This is a genomic window from Synechococcus sp. MU1617 (assembly GCF_020514235.1).
Classification (GTDB): Bacteria; Cyanobacteriota; Cyanobacteriia; order PCC-6307; family Cyanobiaceae; genus Parasynechococcus.
Map to the genome: position 1 here is coordinate 531,540 of NZ_VTLB01000001.1, position 17,172 is coordinate 548,711.

At 59.7% G+C, this 17,172-nt stretch carries 14 protein-coding genes and 1 tRNA gene; 7 read left to right on the top strand and 8 right to left on the bottom strand.

The window, feature by feature from the left end; translation table 11 throughout:
* Positions 1-40: 40 nt before the first annotated feature.
* The 5 genes from FZZ90_RS02985 to FZZ90_RS03005 form a co-directional block, all read right to left on the bottom strand.
* Positions 41-117, bottom strand: a tRNA-Met gene (locus FZZ90_RS02985).
* Positions 118-162: 45 nt separating this feature from the next.
* Entirely contained in the window at positions 163-1,131 is a 969-nt protein-coding gene (locus FZZ90_RS02990; RefSeq protein WP_226424267.1) for an asparaginase, read from the bottom strand.
* Positions 1,132-1,148: 17 nt separating this feature from the next.
* Entirely contained in the window at positions 1,149-1,643 is a 495-nt protein-coding gene (locus FZZ90_RS02995; RefSeq protein WP_226424268.1) for a CGLD27 family protein, read from the bottom strand.
* 11 nt (positions 1,644-1,654) lie between these two features.
* Positions 1,655-2,011, bottom strand: a complete 357-nt coding sequence (gene rsfS / locus FZZ90_RS03000) for a ribosome silencing factor (RefSeq protein WP_226424269.1) — start codon at positions 2,009-2,011, stop codon at positions 1,655-1,657.
* Positions 2,004-2,639 (bottom strand): DUF3318 domain-containing protein, encoded by a 636-nt coding sequence (locus tag FZZ90_RS03005; RefSeq protein WP_226424270.1) that lies wholly within the window; start codon positions 2,637-2,639, stop codon positions 2,004-2,006. Before FZZ90_RS03005 ends, rsfS begins: the two co-directional genes overlap by 8 nt.
* 104 nt (positions 2,640-2,743) lie before the next feature.
* On the opposite strand from FZZ90_RS03005, the gene carB reads away from it, so the two are divergent.
* The 3 genes from carB to FZZ90_RS03020 are packed head-to-tail and all read left to right on the top strand — an operon-like array spanning position 2,744 to position 8,177.
* A complete protein-coding gene (gene carB / locus FZZ90_RS03010) occupies positions 2,744-6,067 on the top strand; it encodes a carbamoyl-phosphate synthase large subunit (RefSeq protein WP_226424271.1) in 3,324 nt (1,107 codons plus the stop codon).
* Between the two features lie 35 nt (positions 6,068-6,102).
* Positions 6,103-6,768 carry a DUF3386 domain-containing protein gene (locus FZZ90_RS03015; RefSeq protein ID WP_226424272.1) on the top strand — a complete coding sequence of 222 codons (666 nt, stop codon included), beginning with the start codon at positions 6,103-6,105 and terminating at the stop codon, positions 6,766-6,768.
* Positions 6,769-6,824: 56 nt separating this feature from the next.
* Positions 6,825-8,177 (top strand): sodium:alanine symporter family protein, encoded by a 1,353-nt coding sequence (locus tag FZZ90_RS03020; RefSeq protein WP_226424273.1) that lies wholly within the window; start codon positions 6,825-6,827, stop codon positions 8,175-8,177.
* A gap of 62 nt (positions 8,178-8,239) precedes the next feature.
* Here the strand turns inward: FZZ90_RS03020 and FZZ90_RS03025 are convergent, their stop codons facing one another.
* Together FZZ90_RS03025 and FZZ90_RS03030 are read right to left on the bottom strand one after the other, a co-directional pair.
* Complete coding sequence (locus FZZ90_RS03025; protein ID WP_186510210.1) at positions 8,240-8,470, bottom strand: DUF6447 family protein; 231 nt, start codon at positions 8,468-8,470, stop codon at positions 8,240-8,242.
* 49 nt (positions 8,471-8,519) lie between these two features.
* On the bottom strand, positions 8,520-10,265 hold the full coding sequence (locus FZZ90_RS03030) for an ABC transporter ATP-binding protein (protein WP_226424274.1): 1,746 nt from the start codon (positions 10,263-10,265) through the stop codon (positions 8,520-8,522).
* Positions 10,266-10,304: 39 nt separating this feature from the next.
* On the opposite strand from FZZ90_RS03030, the gene FZZ90_RS03035 reads away from it, so the two are divergent.
* Genes FZZ90_RS03035 through FZZ90_RS03050 form a run of 4 tightly spaced genes read left to right on the top strand, consistent with a single transcriptional unit; the run spans position 10,305 to position 13,069 of the window.
* Complete coding sequence (locus tag FZZ90_RS03035; RefSeq protein WP_226424450.1) at positions 10,305-10,502, top strand: RNA-binding S4 domain-containing protein; 198 nt, start codon at positions 10,305-10,307, stop codon at positions 10,500-10,502.
* Positions 10,503-10,534: 32 nt separating this feature from the next.
* Positions 10,535-11,266 carry a triose-phosphate isomerase gene (gene tpiA / locus FZZ90_RS03040; RefSeq protein ID WP_226424451.1) on the top strand — a complete coding sequence of 244 codons (732 nt, stop codon included), beginning with the start codon at positions 10,535-10,537 and terminating at the stop codon, positions 11,264-11,266.
* Positions 11,244-12,089 (top strand): dihydropteroate synthase, encoded by an 846-nt coding sequence (gene folP, locus FZZ90_RS03045; RefSeq protein WP_226424275.1) that lies wholly within the window; start codon positions 11,244-11,246, stop codon positions 12,087-12,089. The genes tpiA and folP overlap by 23 nt, the downstream gene beginning before the upstream one ends.
* Entirely contained in the window at positions 12,086-13,069 is a 984-nt protein-coding gene (locus tag FZZ90_RS03050) for a GlcNAc-transferase family protein (RefSeq protein ID WP_226424276.1), read from the top strand. Before folP ends, FZZ90_RS03050 begins: the two co-directional genes overlap by 4 nt.
* Positions 13,070-13,149: 80 nt before the next feature.
* On the opposite strand, the gene FZZ90_RS03055 is transcribed toward FZZ90_RS03050, so the two are convergent.
* On the bottom strand, positions 13,150-17,160 hold the full coding sequence (locus FZZ90_RS03055) for a magnesium chelatase subunit H (RefSeq protein WP_226424277.1): 4,011 nt from the start codon (positions 17,158-17,160) through the stop codon (positions 13,150-13,152).
* Positions 17,161-17,172 lie beyond the last annotated feature (12 nt).

Consider the following 17,172-nt stretch of genomic DNA (forward strand, 5'->3'; position numbering starts at 1 on the left):
AAAAATCTCCCATGAGGGAGATCTTTCATTCAATCAGAGTTGGTGGCGGGGGGGAGATTTGAACTCCCGACCTTCGGGTTATGAGCCCGACGAGCTACCAGACTGCTCTACCCCGCGGCGACCCAAAAATCATACATGTCGGTGTCGCAGGTGACAGCAAAGTCACGACTGCAAGGAACCGGACACGCTGAGCTTGACGCTCGGGTTCACGACCAGCACCTGCTCATCGAGCTCATCGAGCCCCATCGGTGTGAGCCACTCCAGTTGACGCAAGAGATGCAGAGCAACCGCTTGCTTGGCACGACGGGAGCCGTCTTCCACCTTGATGGCTACTCCAAGACCTTCACCAACACGGCTGAGGCATTGAATGCCCTCTGCACCACCTTTGCTCAAGACCTGACCATGGCTGCGCCGCATCAGCTCGGTGTCAAAACGACCCTCGCCGGCCACCAGGTCGGGATGACTCAGCATCGCCCGACTGATCTGCTCGAGTTCAGCATTCTGTGAGGCGCCGAGGTGGGCATACAGCAAGGCCATCTGAGCCAACTGCAACACCAGGGTGGGAGCACCACAGTCATCCCGTTCTGCAACCAATTCCTCAGCAGGAAGACCGATCAGTTCAGCAACCCGGCGGTTCACTTCAACCTGCAGCGGATGGTCCTTCTGGAGATAGGTCTCGATCGGCCAGCCCATCTTTCGACTGGTGGCCAGGAAGGCAGCGTGCTTACCGGAACAATTGTGCTGCAACGGACTGTCAGCCCCGTTTGGAACTGGACATTGCAGTGAGGAACTGTCCAACTCTGCTTTCCAGAGCAATCTGAAGGCTTCCCGGGCGTGGGCATTGGTGCCCGCATGGGACGCGCAGCTGATGGCGATGCCCCGTTCATCTACATCCAGTTGGTCGGCGGTTCCACTGCTGAGAAACGGCAGGGCCTGAAAGGGTTTCAGAGCCGAACGAATGAAACTTTCCTGCCCGGGGTTTCCTGCCGACATCAACACCCTTCCTCGGCCATCACAAACCACCGCATGAACGCGATGCACCGATTCCGTGATCGATCCGCGCCGCAGACAGACCTCAAGGGGGGCTGAACCAGACCGGGCTGCAGGGCTGAAGCCCGAGGGCAAAGTCATCGGACACCCCAATTGATTCAGAGAGCCTGACAGAGACTGGCACCAGCCAGCATCAAACCCGCCGAGGTGGCCATCGCTCGTCCCAGACGACCAAGGATCGGGCGAACCTCATGCCGGGCCACAAGCAGATCCCGTTCCCGCCAGGACAGAGGCTTTTCCCAGGTCTGCCCGTCATACCAGCCGGATTCCTCGTAGTCGACGGATTCACGCAGAAGCCTCTGCATGACGTAAGTCCAACCAAGCCATTGCCGGACCAGCAGCAGCAGGGGGAGCACAAGAGCTGCAACAGCGGCTGAGGCCAGGAGCCTGGGGGGATCCTGCTTCAAGGTCCAACTCCCACTGGCAATCAGGCTGCAGACCGGGAGGATCAGCAGCCAGAAGCCGGCAAGGCGTTGGGTCAGGCGAGGATCCTGACCCGCTGGCCAGGAAAAGAACCATGACTCGCAGAGCTGCTGAAACTCCTCGAGTGGCCGCTGCTCCGGTGGAACGGGGCAGGACACCGCTTCAGGCATGGGGCAAGCGGTTACTTCACCGACGGTAAGAAGGTTCGGGTTTCACCGTGACTCCAAAACGCCTCAAGGTCGTAGTAGCCGCGCTCATCGGGCATCAGCACATGAACGATCACATCGCCGTAGTCCAGAAGAGCCCAGCGCCCCTCATTAAGCCCTTCCTTGCGCAAAGGAAGTAGATCAGCCTCAGTCTCCAGGCGGTCTTCAACCGACCGAGCAATCGCACGTACCTGAACGTCGGACTGACCGCCGGCAATCACCATCCAATCCGCCAGGCTAGAAACCTCATCAACACGGATCAGGCGGATATCGGTGGCCTTGCGGTCATCACAGGCATCGGCCACCAATTCGGCAAGCTTTTCGCTATCCATAGACGTTCTCGCTGGTAACGGAGCTGCGTGAGCCCTCCTGTTGGGCCATTTCAGCTCTGGCCTTGCTGGCACTCTTGCGCAGCGCCTCAAGACGGTCTTCGTAGTAACTGCGGCGGCGCTTCTTGCGGGTCTTTTCCACCAATTCCTTCAACGCACCCCCCAAGCTCCGATAGGCGTTCGGCACGCTGTATCCGAAGCGGCAGGCCAGATCGATTGCACGCTCGTCGGCACTGATGGCGTCCTGCAGGCGTTTCTCAGAGTTGTTCTTCAAATAGAGCCGATAACCCGCAAAGCCAGACAGGCCGAGGGCCATCATCAGCAGAAGACCGTCTTGAACCCACAACTCACCGATGGCACCGCCGAGGCCGATGGCCAGAGCGGCCATCTCCCACCCATCCCGGGGAATGGTGTCGTTCTGGATCCGACCGACTTCATGCCAGAACAGCAAATTGCGGTGATCCAACGCGAGAGCGTCCCATTCTTCGAGATCCACCTGGATCTCCACTTCATCCCGGCCGATCTCCTCAAGGGTGATCAATGGAGGATCGACTGCAGCAGCTGATTCCACAAACACCCAGCTCTGCATTTCCGGTGGCAGCAGCCCCTTCAGGCGCTGGAGCTCACTCATTGCAACTCTGGTGCTGATCTCTCATCACCGTAGCGAGGCCAAGTCCCCCAGTCGGGGCGAGTCCGCGTGAGAGGCTTGAAATGTTTGGCCAAGGACGATTTCCCATGCCGAGGCGGTCTGATCTGCGTCGCATTCTCCTGGTGGGATCTGGTCCGATCGTGATCGGCCAGGCCTGTGAGTTCGATTACTCCGGAACCCAGGCATGCAAGGCCCTCAGAGCCGAGGGATATGAAGTCATCCTGATCAACTCCAACCCGGCGTCGATCATGACCGACCCGGAGATGGCGGATCGCACCTACATCGAGCCGCTCACGCCCGACGTCGTGACCCGGGTGATCGAAAAGGAGCGGCCGGATGCTCTGCTGCCGACCATGGGCGGGCAGACCGCCCTGAACCTGGCGGTCACCCTGGCGGAAAACGGGACCCTGGAACGCTTTGGCGTCGAGTTAATTGGTGCTGACCTCCAGGCGATTCAGAAGGCGGAAGACCGTCTGCTGTTCAAGCAGGCCATGGAGCGCATCGGGGTGAAGGTCTGCCCTTCGGGCATTGCCTCATCCCAAGAAGAAGCCGAAGCCGTCGGGGCCGCGATCGGAAGTTTCCCGCGGATCATCAGACCTGCCTTCACCCTGGGGGGAAGTGGCGGGGGCATTGCCTACAACCCCGAGGAATACGCAGCAATCTGCAAGAGCGGGCTTGAGGCGAGTCCGGTTTCTCAGATCCTGATCGAGCAATCGCTCCTGGGCTGGAAGGAATTCGAGCTTGAAGTAATGCGTGATCTGGCGGACAACGTCGTGATCGTCTGCAGCATCGAAAACCTCGACCCCATGGGGGTGCATACGGGGGATTCGATCACGGTGGCTCCGGCCCAGACCCTCACGGACCGGGAATACCAGCGGTTGCGCGACCAGTCGATCGCCATCATTCGAGAAATCGGTGTCGCAACGGGCGGCAGCAACATCCAATTCGCGATTAATCCCGACAACGGCGACGTTGTGGTGATCGAGATGAATCCCAGGGTGAGCCGATCGTCGGCCTTGGCAAGCAAGGCCACCGGCTTCCCGATCGCCAAGATCGCCGCTCGCCTCGCCGTCGGCTACACCCTCGACGAAATCCTCAACGACATCACCGGGAAGACGCCTGCCTGCTTCGAGCCGACCATTGATTACGTCGTCACCAAAATCCCGCGCTTCGCCTTCGAAAAATTCCGAGGTAGTCCGGCCGTCCTCACCACCTCAATGAAATCGGTGGGCGAAGCGATGGCCATCGGCCGTTGTTTCGAAGAGTCCTTCCAGAAAGCCATGCGATCCCTGGAAACGGGATTCTCGGGATGGGGAGGCGACCGGGAGGAACCGGAGCTCACTGATGGTGAGCTGGATCGCCAGTTGAGGACCCCCTCTCCAGAGCGCATCCTCAGCGTGCGAACGGCGATGGTGCGCGGACGCAGCGATGAGGAGATTCATCGGATCAGCACGATTGACCCCTGGTTCCTGGCCAAACTGCGACGCATCATTGAGGCGGAGGCAAGGCTGATCAAGGGCAAAAGCCTGGAGCAGCTGAATGCCGACAGCCTGTTTGAAGCCAAGCAACTGGGTTTTTCAGACCGACAGATCGCCTGGCAGACCAACAGCGACGAATTGTCGGTGCGTCAGCGGCGTCATCAGCTCGATGTTCGCGCCGTCTTCAAAACCGTCGACACCTGCGCTGCGGAGTTCGCTTCCTCCACTCCTTATCACTACTCGACCTACGAGCGTCCCTTGCAGACCCTGCAGGCCGACGGATCGCTCAAGCCCCTTCCCGCTTCATCTGAGGTGAGTCGCCGCGAGGGCGGCCGCAAGATGATGATCCTCGGTGGTGGACCCAACAGAATCGGGCAGGGCATCGAATTCGACTACTGCTGCTGCCATGCCTCCTTTGCAGGGCAGGAGCAAGGGATCACCACGGTGATGGTGAACAGCAATCCGGAAACGGTGTCCACCGATTACGACACCAGCGACAGCCTCTACTTTGAACCGCTCACTTTGGAGGACGTGCTCAATGTGATCGAAGCGGAGCGTCCCGATGGCGTAGTGGTGCAGTTCGGTGGACAAACACCTCTGAAACTCGCGATTCCCCTGCTGCGCTGGCTTGACAGTGATGAGGGGCGCGCAACGGGCACCAGCATCTGGGGCACCTCTCCTGAATCGATCGACCGGGCCGAGGACCGCGAACAGTTCGAAGCCATCCTCCGGAAGCTGAACATTCGCCAACCCCGCAATGGCTTGGCACGCAGTGAGGAGGAGGCACGGGCCGTGGCGACAAGGGTGGGCTATCCAGTCGTCGTGCGTCCCTCCTATGTCTTGGGCGGACGAGCCATGGAGGTGGTGTTCGACGAAGAGGAACTCAACCGCTACATGCGCGAAGCCGTGCAGGTGGAGCCAGACCATCCGGTGCTGATTGACCAGTACCTCGAAAATGCCGTTGAAGTGGACGTGGACGCCCTCTGCGACCACACCGGTGCTGTGATTATCGGTGGTCTGATGGAGCACATCGAACCGGCGGGAATCCATTCCGGAGACTCAGCCTGCTGCTTGCCCGCGGTCTCCCTCGGCGAAGCGGCACTGAACACGATTCGCGAGTGGAGTCGCTCCTTGGCGCAAACCCTCGAGGTGCGGGGTCTGATCAACCTTCAGTTCGCCGTGCAGCGCAACACCGATGGATCAGAGGTCGTCTACATCATCGAAGCCAACCCCCGCGCCTCCAGGACTGTCCCCTTCGTCGCCAAGGCCACAGGACAACCACTGGCTCGCCTGGCAACCCGACTGATGGCGGGCGAAACCCTCACCGACATCGGTATGACCAGCGAACCGAAGCCGCCGCTTCAGTCGATCAAGGAGGCGGTGCTGCCGTTCCGGCGCTTCCCAGGGGCGGACACGGTGCTGGGGCCAGAAATGCGCTCCACAGGAGAGGTGATGGGATCCGCCGACAGTTTCGGCATGGCCTACGCCAAGGCTGAACTCGGCGCTGGAGAAGCTCTGCCCACCCAGGGGACGGTGTTCCTCTCCACCCACGACCGGGACAAGCAAGCGCTGGTGCCCATCGCCGCTCGGCTGATCGAACTCGGGTTCGATGTCACGGCCACCTCAGGCACGGCTCAGGCTCTCGCCAACGCGGGGTTGAAGGTGCAATCTGTACTCAAGGTGCATGAAGGGCGCCCCAACATCGAGGATCAGATTCGCTCCAATCAGGTGCAGCTGGTGATCAACACACCGATTGGCCGGCAAGCTGCCCATGACGACAAGTACCTGCGTCGGGCAGCGCTCGATTACGCCGTGCCAACGGTGACGACTCTCGCGGGAGCACGGGCGGCAGTGGAGGCGATCTCAGCACTCCAGCAACAGCCGAGGCTCAGCATCCATGCCCTGCAGGACGTCCACGCCATGCAGCGTTAGGCCACCGGTAGGGTTGCAGAAGCCTCCTCACCGCTGTGACAGCCTCCGTTCCCGTTAAGTCTGGTAGTGACCTGCGTGATGACTTCCGTCGCGCCTACGAAAACCGCTACACCTGGGCACCTGGATTCCCCGGCTACCGCGGACGCTGCATCTGGCAGCAGGGGGATCAACGGGTCGAAGGCAAGTTTGAGATCGGCGCAGATCTCAAAGCCAAGGTGGAAGGCATTGAAAACGAAGAGATCCTCAAGGCGGTGAATTCCCAGCTCTGGGAAGTCGCAATCCATCGCGTGCGTCGCAGCTTCGAGCAGACCCACGGTGAGAACACCTTCACCGCCGGTGATACCAACGACGTGGGAACCGAAGTCCTGGTCGGCGGCAAAGGAGCAGGGGACAAATACCGCATCAAGGATGACGTGGTGACCATGGTTCACCGTCACATCCACGGCACTGTCGTGACGATCTACACCACCGATGTCACCGACACGGGTGCGGGCTACCTCAGTCACACTTACACCAGTCAGTATTCCGACCCGGCAACGGGAGAAGCCCGGGGCGGGCGCAGCAGCTTCAAAGACAGCTTCGCTCCTCTTCCTGGGGATGGCCCCTGGGTGCTGGCCGAGCGGGTCGTGACCACCGAAGCCCATGGCGATACCCCCGCAGGCAGCCAGACCTTCCGCTTTGAAGATCTCGAATCGCTCTGAGTTGATTGCCGGTACAAGCCGGCTATGAGACCATCCGCCCAAACCTGTTGAAAGGCATGGGCGGAGTCGAGTCGACCATTCAGGCCATCAATGGCCCGATCAACAGCATCGTCTGGGGATGGCCCACCGTCCTATTGATTGCCGCGACAGGCATTCTTCTGATGGTGGGCCTGCGGTTCATGCCACTGCAACGGCTGGGCTATGGCATCTCAATGATGCTGCGTCCTGCCGCATCTCAAACCGAAGGAGAGATCACCCCCTTTCAAGCGCTGATGACGTCGTTGTCGGCCACGATCGGTACAGGAAACATCGCCGGTGTTGCCGGGGCCATCGCCGTTGGTGGACCTGGCGCCGTCTTTTGGATGTGGATCATCGCGATCTTCGGCATCGCGACCAAGTACGCCGAAGCAGTGCTCGCGGTTCAGTTCCGCGAAACCGATGGAGACGGCAACCACGTGGGTGGGCCGATGTATTACATCCGCAACGGTCTCGGCAGCGGCTGGAGCTGGATGGCTGGCCTGTTTGCCCTCTTCGGCATGTTGGCGGGCTTCGGTATCGGCAATGGGGTTCAGGCCTTTGAGGTGTCGTCAGCCTTGAGCCTGATCGGCATCCCGAAGCTGGCGACCGGCATGGTTTTGGCGGCTCTGGTTTTTGCTGTCGTCATCGGGGGCATCAAGCGCATCGCCCAGGCGGCCTCCGCCATTGTTCCGTTGATGTCGATCCTCTACGTCGCTGCATGCCTTCTGGTGTTGTTGGCCAATCTGGGGAGCGTGCCTGAGGCCTTCGCCACGATTGTCTCCAACGCGTTCTCTGGCAAAGCTGCGGCCGGTGGTGCCCTCGGTCAGGTTGTGCTGATGGGGTTCAAACGGGGCATCTTCTCCAATGAAGCAGGCCTGGGGAGCGCTCCGATCGCTCACGCGGCTGCCAAAACAGATGATCCCGTTCGCCAAGGAACGGTGGCGATGCTGGGCACCTTCATCGACACCCTGATCATCTGCACAATGACCGCCCTGGTGATCATCACCACCAAAGCCAATCTGATCCTCGATGCAGCTGGCGAAAAGCTGAGCGGCGCAGACCTCTCAATCGCTGCCTTCAACACCGGCATCGCCGGCAGCGGCGTGGTGGTCACTTTGGGGTTGGTGGTCTTCGCCTTCACCACCATTCTCGGCTGGAGCTTCTATGGCGAGCGCTGCACCACCTATCTGTTCGGTGAGTCCGCCGTGCTGCCCTTTCGTCTGACTTGGGTGGCTGTTGTCGTGATTGGTGCTGTCGCCGGCGACCGTGGAGTGATCTGGTCGATCGCCGACACGCTGAACGGCCTGATGGCTCTCCCCAACCTCGTGGCCTTGATCTTGCTCTCTGGAACGGTGTTCAAACTCACCAAGGCCTACAGCTTCAGCGACTGAGCACAACGACGAGCAATAAAAAAAGGGGGGCTCAACGCCCCCCTTTTTTTATTGGCGGGCGATCAACCCTGATCGGGCAACGGAGTTACGGACTTGAGCTTTTCATTGAGCTGCATGGCCAAGCTCTGACGACCCACCGCCAGAACCTTGAGGGTGTCTTCGTGCATCCGCAGCTGAGCGTCGGCAACCTGCATGCCACGCACAAGCTCCTTGAGCTCATCGGGAAGCGTATTGAGGTCGTAGCGCTTGCCCTCAAAGGTCAAGACAGGGTTGTTGGCTGCAGAGTCAGTCATCGTTCATCGCCGGGATGGCGGTGTGCCGGCGGCCAGATCGTAGAGGGATTCAGGACTTTTGCCGATCTCGAATGAACTGCCGTTCGCACAATTCGCGATAACGCCCACCACGCTGCATCAATTCATCGTGGGTTCCTCGATCGACAACAGCACCTTTCTCAAGAACCACGATTCGATCGGCTTCCTGCACCGTGGCCAGACGGTGAGCGATCACCAACACCGTTCGTCCCTTCATCGCCTGCTTAAGGCCGAGTTGCACCGCAGCCTCGGCTTCTGCATCGAGGGCACTGGTGGCTTCATCCAGTAGCAACAGCGCTGGATTGCCGAGCACCGCCCGGGCAATGGCGATCCGCTGCAGTTGTCCTCCGGAAACGTTGGTCCCCCGTTCCTCAAGCTGGGTGTCATACCCCCGGGGCAAGGCACGGATGAAATCATCCGCATTGGCCAACCGAGCCGCATCGCGCACCTCGTCGTCCGTCGCACGACGCCCGAACCGAATCGCTTCGGCAACGGTTCCGGAGAACACGGTTGTGCGCTGCGGAACCAGGGCCACCTGCTGACGCAGCTCACGGGCGCGCATCAGGCTGATGTCGGTGCCATCAAGGCGGATCTCGCCCTGTTGAACGGTGTTGAATCGCAGCAGGAGCGACAGCAAGGTGCTTTTGCCCGCACCGGAGGGGCCAACGATGGCCAGAACCTGACCGGCATCCACCCGCAGATTCAACTGATGCAGCACCAGCTGGGCTGGGTCATAGCCAAAGCTCACCTGATCAAAGACCAAATCACCTCGGAGAGCACCGATGGATTGCGCCTCGACTGGATCGGCGGCCTCTTGAGGCTCTCTCTCGATCTCACGAAGACGTCGCAGCGACGCCTGACCCTGCTGAAATTCGTTGAAGTTGTTGGTGACGTGAGCAATGGGATCGATCAGCACGATCAGCCCCGTCAGGTAACTGCTCAGCCCGGCAATGCTCAGATCACCGGTCTGAATCCGCCAGGCTCCGAGGGCCAGCACGGCAAACAGACCCACCACCTCGATGATGCCAACCACCGGATGCTGAAGCGCCACGAGGCTGTAGGTGCGGTGGCGAGCCTGCCGGTGCTGGTCGATTTCTGTCTCGAAGCGGTCCTGCAACCAGGGCTCAGCGGCAAAAGCACGCACCAGGGGCAAACCTTCGATGGCCTCACCAAGCAGACCGGCCAGTTCACTCACCTTTTTCTGACTGCGTTCCGTGGCCACCATCACGCGCGCACCAAACAGGCTGATCAACCAGACGATCACCGGTGCCAGCAACAGGATGGCCAGCGTCAGTTTCCAGTCGAGCCAAAGCATCATCCCCAGCACAGCAAAGAGCTGAAGCACGCTGGGAACCGTGTCGTGAATGGTCTTGTAAAGCACCTCGCTGACGCGATCTGCGTCTTCGGTGAAGCGGTAGGTGAGATCACCGGCCGAGAGCTTCTCCAGCGCTCCCAGCTCCACGGTCTGCAAGCGGCGGAACAGATCGCGCCGTAAATCCTGGCTCACCAGCAATGCAGGTCCGGCAAGAAGAGAGTCCTGACCGAACTGGGCGATTTTCTGAACAGCAAAGATCAGCAACGCCAGCCCGATCAGCTGAAACACGCGAGCAAGATCACCCGACCCCAGCGCTGGAAACAAGTCCCCGGCCAGCTGCACGAGCAGCGGGAAGCTGCCGACGTAAACCACCATGCAGCAGCCCCCCCAGAGCAGTTCCCGCATGTGGGGGCGAAGCAGCGGCAGCAGCCGGCGGAATCCGGCCTGGGATGGGGTCAGCATCGCGGCACAGTATCAATGTTGAGCTCAGAACTCTCTCCAATGAAGCTGGATCAGTTCCTGAAATGGAAGGGTTGGGTCTCCACCGGCGGTGAAGCGAAGCAACGCATTCAGATGGGTGAAGTGGAGGTCAATGGAAGCGTTGAAACCCGGCGCGGTCGTCAGCTTTCCCCGGGAGATCGGGTTGTGCTTGCTGGGGAGGAGTCCGTTGTCGAGAGCGAAAACGCGACCGGGCCGTAAGTTGGCTGCCACATTCCATGGGGAAGCAAGGCGTGCGCAGACGGGTGATCGCTGGCAACTGGAAGATGCACATGACCTGCGCCCAGTCGCGGGAATTCATGGAAGCCTTCCTGCCACTGATTGCTGACACCCCTGACGACCGCGACCTGGTGCTGGCACCACCCTTCACGGCGCTGTCGACCATGGCGGAACTCAGCAAGAACTCCCGCCTCTGCCTGTCAAGCCAGAACGTGCACTGGGAAGGCCAAGGTGCCTTCACTGGAGAGATCTCCCCAGCGATGCTCAAGGAGCATGGTGTGACCCACACGATCGTGGGCCACAGCGAACCCCGGAAATACTTCAGTGAAAGCGACGAGCAGATCAACCACCGGGCCAGGTCATCCCAGTCCAACGGTCTGATTCCGATCGTTTGCGTTGGCGAAAGCGATGAGCAACGCGAACGGGGCGAAGCCGAACGGGTAATCCGCCGCCAGATCGAGCAGGGACTCGAGGGTCTCGATGCCGAGAAATTGGTGGTGGCCTACGAACCGATCTGGGCAATCGGCACAGGCAAAACCTGCGCTGCCGAAGAAGCCAACCGCATCTGTGGTCTGATTCGAAGCTGGGTGGGCTCCCCCGATCTGGTGATTCAGTACGGCGGCTCCGTCAAACCCAGCAACATTGATGAGTTGATGGGAATGAGCGATATCGACGGGGTTCTGGTGGGGGGCGCTTCCTTGGAGCCTGAAAGCTTTGGACGGATTGCCAACTACCAAGCGGCTTGATTCAGGCGACTGGCCCCAGGGCTGGCGCCAACGCACAACTGTGATGGGGGTGATCAACATCACTCCCGATTCCTTCAGCGACGGAGGACGATTCCTGGCCAGTGAAAGGGCCCTCGCCGAAGCCCAGCGGCAACTGAGCAATGGCGCTGACGTTCTGGATCTGGGAGCCCAGAGCACCCGCCCTGGAGCTGAGGAGGTTGGCGCTGAGGAGGAATTACGCCGACTGTTACCTGCGCTCCAAGCAATACGGCAGCACTGCCCAGAGGCCCTGATCTCCGTCGACACGTTTCTCGCACCAGTTGCCGCGAAAGCCCTGGAGGCAGGTGCCAATTGGATCAATGATGTGAGCGGTGGCAGGCGGGATCCAGATCTGCTGCGCGTCGTTGCCGATGCGGGCTGTCCGGTGGTGCTGATGCACAGCCGCGGTGACAGCCAAACAATGGATCAACTCACGACTTACACCGATGTCGTGACGGATGTGAAAGAGGCGTTGCTGGAGCGCAGCGAAGCCGCGATTCAAGCCGGCGTTGATGAAAGCCAAATCATCTGGGATCCGGGTCTCGGCTTCGCCAAGACCCACGAGCAAAACCTCCAGTTGCTGAGGAATCTGGAACAACTCACCGAGGGCCCACAACCGGTGCTGATCGGCCCTTCGCGCAAACGCTTCATTGGTGCCGTGCTCGACGAGCCCAGACCGAAGGCGCGGCTCTGGGGGACCGCTGCCGTGGCCTGCCGCTGCGCTCAGGCGCGCGCTGCCGTGCTTCGGGTGCACGATGTAAGTCCCATCAGCCAGACGCTGCGCATGGCTGCTGCCCTCTGGTGAGATCCACGATCTTCATACAGATCGCGGCTTACCGAGACCCGGATCTCCCGGCCACGCTGCACCACCTGATCGAAAGAGCAGCGCAACCCGAACGCCTGCGCTTCAGCATCTGCCTGCAGCTGGCTGATAACGACCCAGCCCACTGGGGAGAAAGCGCGTTTCCGAATCATCCACACCTGAAGATCGTCAGGTTCGATGCAACTGAAAGTCATGGAGCCTGCTGGGCCCGTCGGCAGGCCCAAAGCTTTTACGGAGGGGAAAATTTCCTGCTCCAGATCGACAGCCACATGCGGGCCGTGGAGCACTGGGATGACCTACTGCTGACGACCTGGAGGGAATGCAGCGATGAGCGTGCCGTTCTCAGCGTTTACCCCAACGGCTTTCACCCACCCTGCCGATTGCAAACATCAACATTGCCGGTGATGGGAGCCGCCGGTTTCGATGACTACGGCATCCTCAAGCTGCGAGGCATCAGCCGATTCCAACTTCCAGAAGAACAGCCAGAACGTCCTATCCCCGGAGCCTTTATCGCTGGAGGCTTCCTGTTCGGAGCCGGCTCAATCGTGAGCGAAGTTCCCTACGACCCAGAGCTGTATTTCTACGGAGAAGAGATTGCAATGTCGGCACGACTTTGGACTTCGGGTTTCAACATCTACGCCCCAAACCGTCTACTGCTCTTTCACCTCTACAAATCGGAAGCTACGACAGCAGAGCATTCAGCCACCCATTGGGGCGATCACAGCGACTGGCACCAATACAACCTTCGCTCACTCAAACGTGTTCACAGACTACTTGGCAGCCTCGACAACGCTCCGGCAGCAATCCGCTGCTTTAATGATCATCCTGGCGGGCTAGAACCCTTTAAATTAGGGACAACACGCAGTCTAACCATGTATCAACAGTGGGCTGGGGTTGATTTCAAAACAGCAAAAATCTGCCAATCCGCAAGAAAGGCAGATTTCAACATTTCGCAGTTCTGAATTGCAGCCAATTCATCTCCAATAAAAAAGCCAGAGTTCTCAACAAACTCTGGCTTTTTTATTCATGACTTGGTCGAAAATCAGTCGGTGACAACACCCTCAATCCGATCTTCCACTTCCTGATACAGCTCCTGCAACTGCTCGATATTCTCGTCTGAGGTCTCCCAGTAGCCGCGACCGTGAACCTCAAGAAGCGTACCCACGATCTGACGGAAGCTGTTGGGGTTCAGTTCCAGCAGACGCTTGCGCATCTCCGGATCGTTGATGAAGGTCTCGTTGGCTTCCTCGTAAACGAAGTTGTCGACGGCACCACTGGTTGCACTCCAACCCAAAGTGAAGTTGAGACGCTTGGCCACCTCTCGCACACCCTCATAGCCGGAGTCGAGCATGCCTTCGTACCACTTGGGATTCAGCAACTTGGTGCGTGAATCCAAGCGGATGGTTTCACTCAGCGAACGCACCTGCGCGTTGGCCGTGGTGGTGTCGGCGATGTAGCTGGTGGGAGCTTTGCCGTCATCACGGAGGCCCGCGATCAGCTTGGTGGGATCGGAGTCGAAGTAGTGGCTCACATCAGTGAGGGAAATCTCAGCCGAATCAAGATTCTGGAAGGTGACATCCGCCGTCTTCATCACGTTCTCGAACACCTCACGCTTCTGGTTCATCTCACCAGGGTTATCGGCATTGAAGGCGAAGGTCTTGCGAGAGAGGTACATCTCCTGCAGCTCACCTTCCTCCTCCCAGGTGCTGTTCTCCACCGCAAGGTTCACATTGGAGCTGTAGCTACCGCTGGCATTGGAGAACACCCTGCAGGCCGCATCACGCAGACTCATGCCTTCTTTCTCGGCCTGCTCGAGGGCGTGCTTGCGAACGAAGTTCTGCTCTAGGGGCTCGTCGGCCTCTGCAGCCATTTTCACGGCCTGATCAATCAGGGCCATCTGGTTGATGAACAGATCGCGGAACACACCGGAGCAGTTCACCACCACATCAACGCGGGGGCGACCGAGTTCTTCAAGGGGGATCAGCTCAAGCTTGTTGACCCGACCCACGGAATCAGGCATCGGCTTGACGCCAACGAACCAAAGAATCTGAGCCAGAGATTCGCCGTAGGTCTTGATGTTGTCCGTTCCCCAGAGCACGCAGGCGATGGTCTCGGGCCAAGTGCCCTGTTCCTCGCGCTGACGCTCAATCAACTTGTCGACAACACTCTTGGCTGCAGCCACCGCGGCGCGGGTGGGAATCGCCTGCGGATCCAGCGCGTGGATGTTCTTGCCGCTGGGAAGCACACCAGGATTCCGAATCGGGTCACCACCAGGGCCCGGAAGGATGTATTCGCCATCCAGAGCCTTCAGAAGACTCTCCATCTCCATGTCGGCACACACCTGCTCGAGGCAGAAGCGCAGATAGGCAAAGAGCTTGTCGAGCTCGGCGGAATCGATCTGAACGAAACCGGCCGTGCAACAGGCCCGCAACCAGGGTGAGGGAAGCTTGAAGCCAAACTTCGCCAGCAGGTCGTAGAACCAACCGAAGCTGTTGCGCAGGCTGACACGACCATCACGACCGGTGAGGGTGCGAACCATGGCACCGATCGCAGCGCGGGATGTCTCCGTGATCGTGCGGTTGAGCTCGACATCAGCGAGCACGCCCTCGTCGTTGCCTTTGTAGATGTCTTCAATGGAGCGACCCATCGCCTCAGCCAGCAGACCGGGGAGTGAGCGCAGGCCATCCTCCTCACGCTCAAGAGCAGCGATGCTCACCAACGTGGCAACGGCTTCCTCCGCGGTGGGAGGCTTGCCAATGGTGTGCAGGCCACAAGGAAGGAGACGGCTTTCAATCTCCATCAACTGGCGATAAACGGCACCCACCAGCGCATCGCGTCCCTCCAATTCGAGGGTCGAAGCATCTTCCTCAGGAAGATCGACGTCCTTATCGAGGTTGCACTGACGTGCCGTCTCAACAATCGTGTTGACGATCTGAATGCCGCGGCCGCCCTCACGGAGCTGCTGGTAGGAACCAACCAGCTCACCCAGTTCCTTCAGGCCCTTGTAGAGACCGGCGTTTTCGGCCGGAGGGGTGAGGTAACTGATGGTGGAGGCATAACCCCTGCGCTTGGCAATGGTGGCCTCGGAGGGGTTGTTGGCGGCGTAGTAATAAAGATTGGGCAGCGCACCGATCAGTGAATCGGGATAGCAGGTTTCGCTCATGCCCATCTGCTTTCCGGGCATGAATTCGAGGGAGCCGTGGGTGCCGAAATGCAGCACCGCATCAGCCTTCCAGATCTTCTGCAGGTAGGTGTAGTAGGCGGCGAAGCCATGGTGAGGGCTTGCACTACGGGAGTAGAGCAGGCGCATCGGGTCACCTTCGTAGCCAAAGGTGGGCTGAACACCAACGAAGAGGTTGCCGAAGTGGCGACCGAAAACCAAAAGATTCTGGCCATCGCTGTTGAGGTTGCCGGGGGGCTTGCCCCAGTTCTCTTCAAGCCGCTCGGAGTAAGGAGTTAGGCGCTCGTACTCCTCAACGCTCATCCGATGGGCGATCGACAGCTCCGGGGAGCCCTGCATGGCATCGGCGTCATTGATGACGGCCTCCAACAGCTCTCGAGGAGTGGAAGGCATGTCCTGAACGTCGTAGCCCTTTGCCTTCATCTCCTGCATCACCCGATGGATCGAGCCGAAGACGTCGAGGTAAGCCGCCGTTCCGACATTCCCCTTGTCGGGAGGGAAGCTGAACACGGTGATCGCCAGCTTCTTTTCGTTTCGGGGCTTGATCCGCAGTGATGACCAGCGAATTGCACGCTCAGCAATGGCATCAACCCGGTCTTGGAGGGTGTGAGCTTTGCCGGTGGCGTCGTCACGACCGGAGAGAACGATGGGCTCGATGGCACCATCAAGTTCCGGAATGGCGATCTGCAAGGCCACCTGCACCGGGTGCAGGCCGAGGTCGCTCTGTTCCCACTCCTGGGTAGTTTGGAAGACGAGGGGAAGCGCAACCATGTAGGGGCGGTTGAGCTTTTTCAGAGACTCAATCGCCTTCGGGTGGTCCTGGCGGGCCGGACCTCCGACCAGCGCAAAACCGGTGAGGGAGACGATGCCATCCACCAGGGGCTGCTCGGGATTCAGCGGGTCGTAGAAGAAAGCGTTGACCGGCCTAGAGAAGTCGAGGCCACCGCAGAAGATCGGAATCACGCGGGCACCACGGAACTCCAGTTCCTGGATGGTGGCCACGTAATGCGCATCGTCACCGGTGACGATGTGGCTGCGCTGGAGAACCAGTCCGATCACAGGTCCTTTTCGGGCTTCCTCAGACAGGTCTGTTCGACTGGAGTTCCAGTTCAAATATTCCTTGAGGTCCTCGAACATCGAGGGAGCCAGGGGGTGCCAGATGCCGAGGTCGGGGAACACTTCGGGCTCCGCCACGTCCATCGCTGGACGCTGCTCACCTTCTGCGGCTGGGAAGACGTACTTGTCCGCCAGCATCAACAGGAAGTTGCGCAGGTTGTCGGGAGTACCGCCGAGCCAGTACTGGAAGCTGAGCATGAAGCTGCGGGCATCCTGCGCCTTCTCGACCGGCAGGTACTTGAGGACGGTGGGCAGCGTGTTCAGCAGCTTGAGCATCGCGTCCTGGAAACCAGCACCTCCGGCCTCCTTCCGCTTCTTCATGAAGCCTGCGATAGCGCTCTTGCTCTGACCGAGCTGGGCCATCGAGAAGCTGCCCAGCTTGTTCAGCCGCATCACTTCAGGCATGGACGGGAAGACCACAGCCGCCTTGAGTCGATCGCGGTGTGGGGCAACGGCGTCCACAACCTTCTGAGCCAGATCTTCAATGAAGATCAAAGAGGCGATAAAAACATCAGCCTCTGCCACATCGGCACAGAAACCGGCGTAGTTGTCGTCGTCGCGGAGTTCTTCGATCAGATAGCCGCTCAGCTCGATCCCGAGATCGCCACCTGACGCATTCAGTGCCGTCGCAGCCTGGGTGAGGGCGTTTTGATACTGAGGCTCGAGCACCACATAAACCGCCTTCATCACGGACTTGTGGTTCTGACCCTCCACAGGAGCAACTCGGCGATCGGCGGAGCGGACCTGTGTGAACATCTGCGCGCTTTG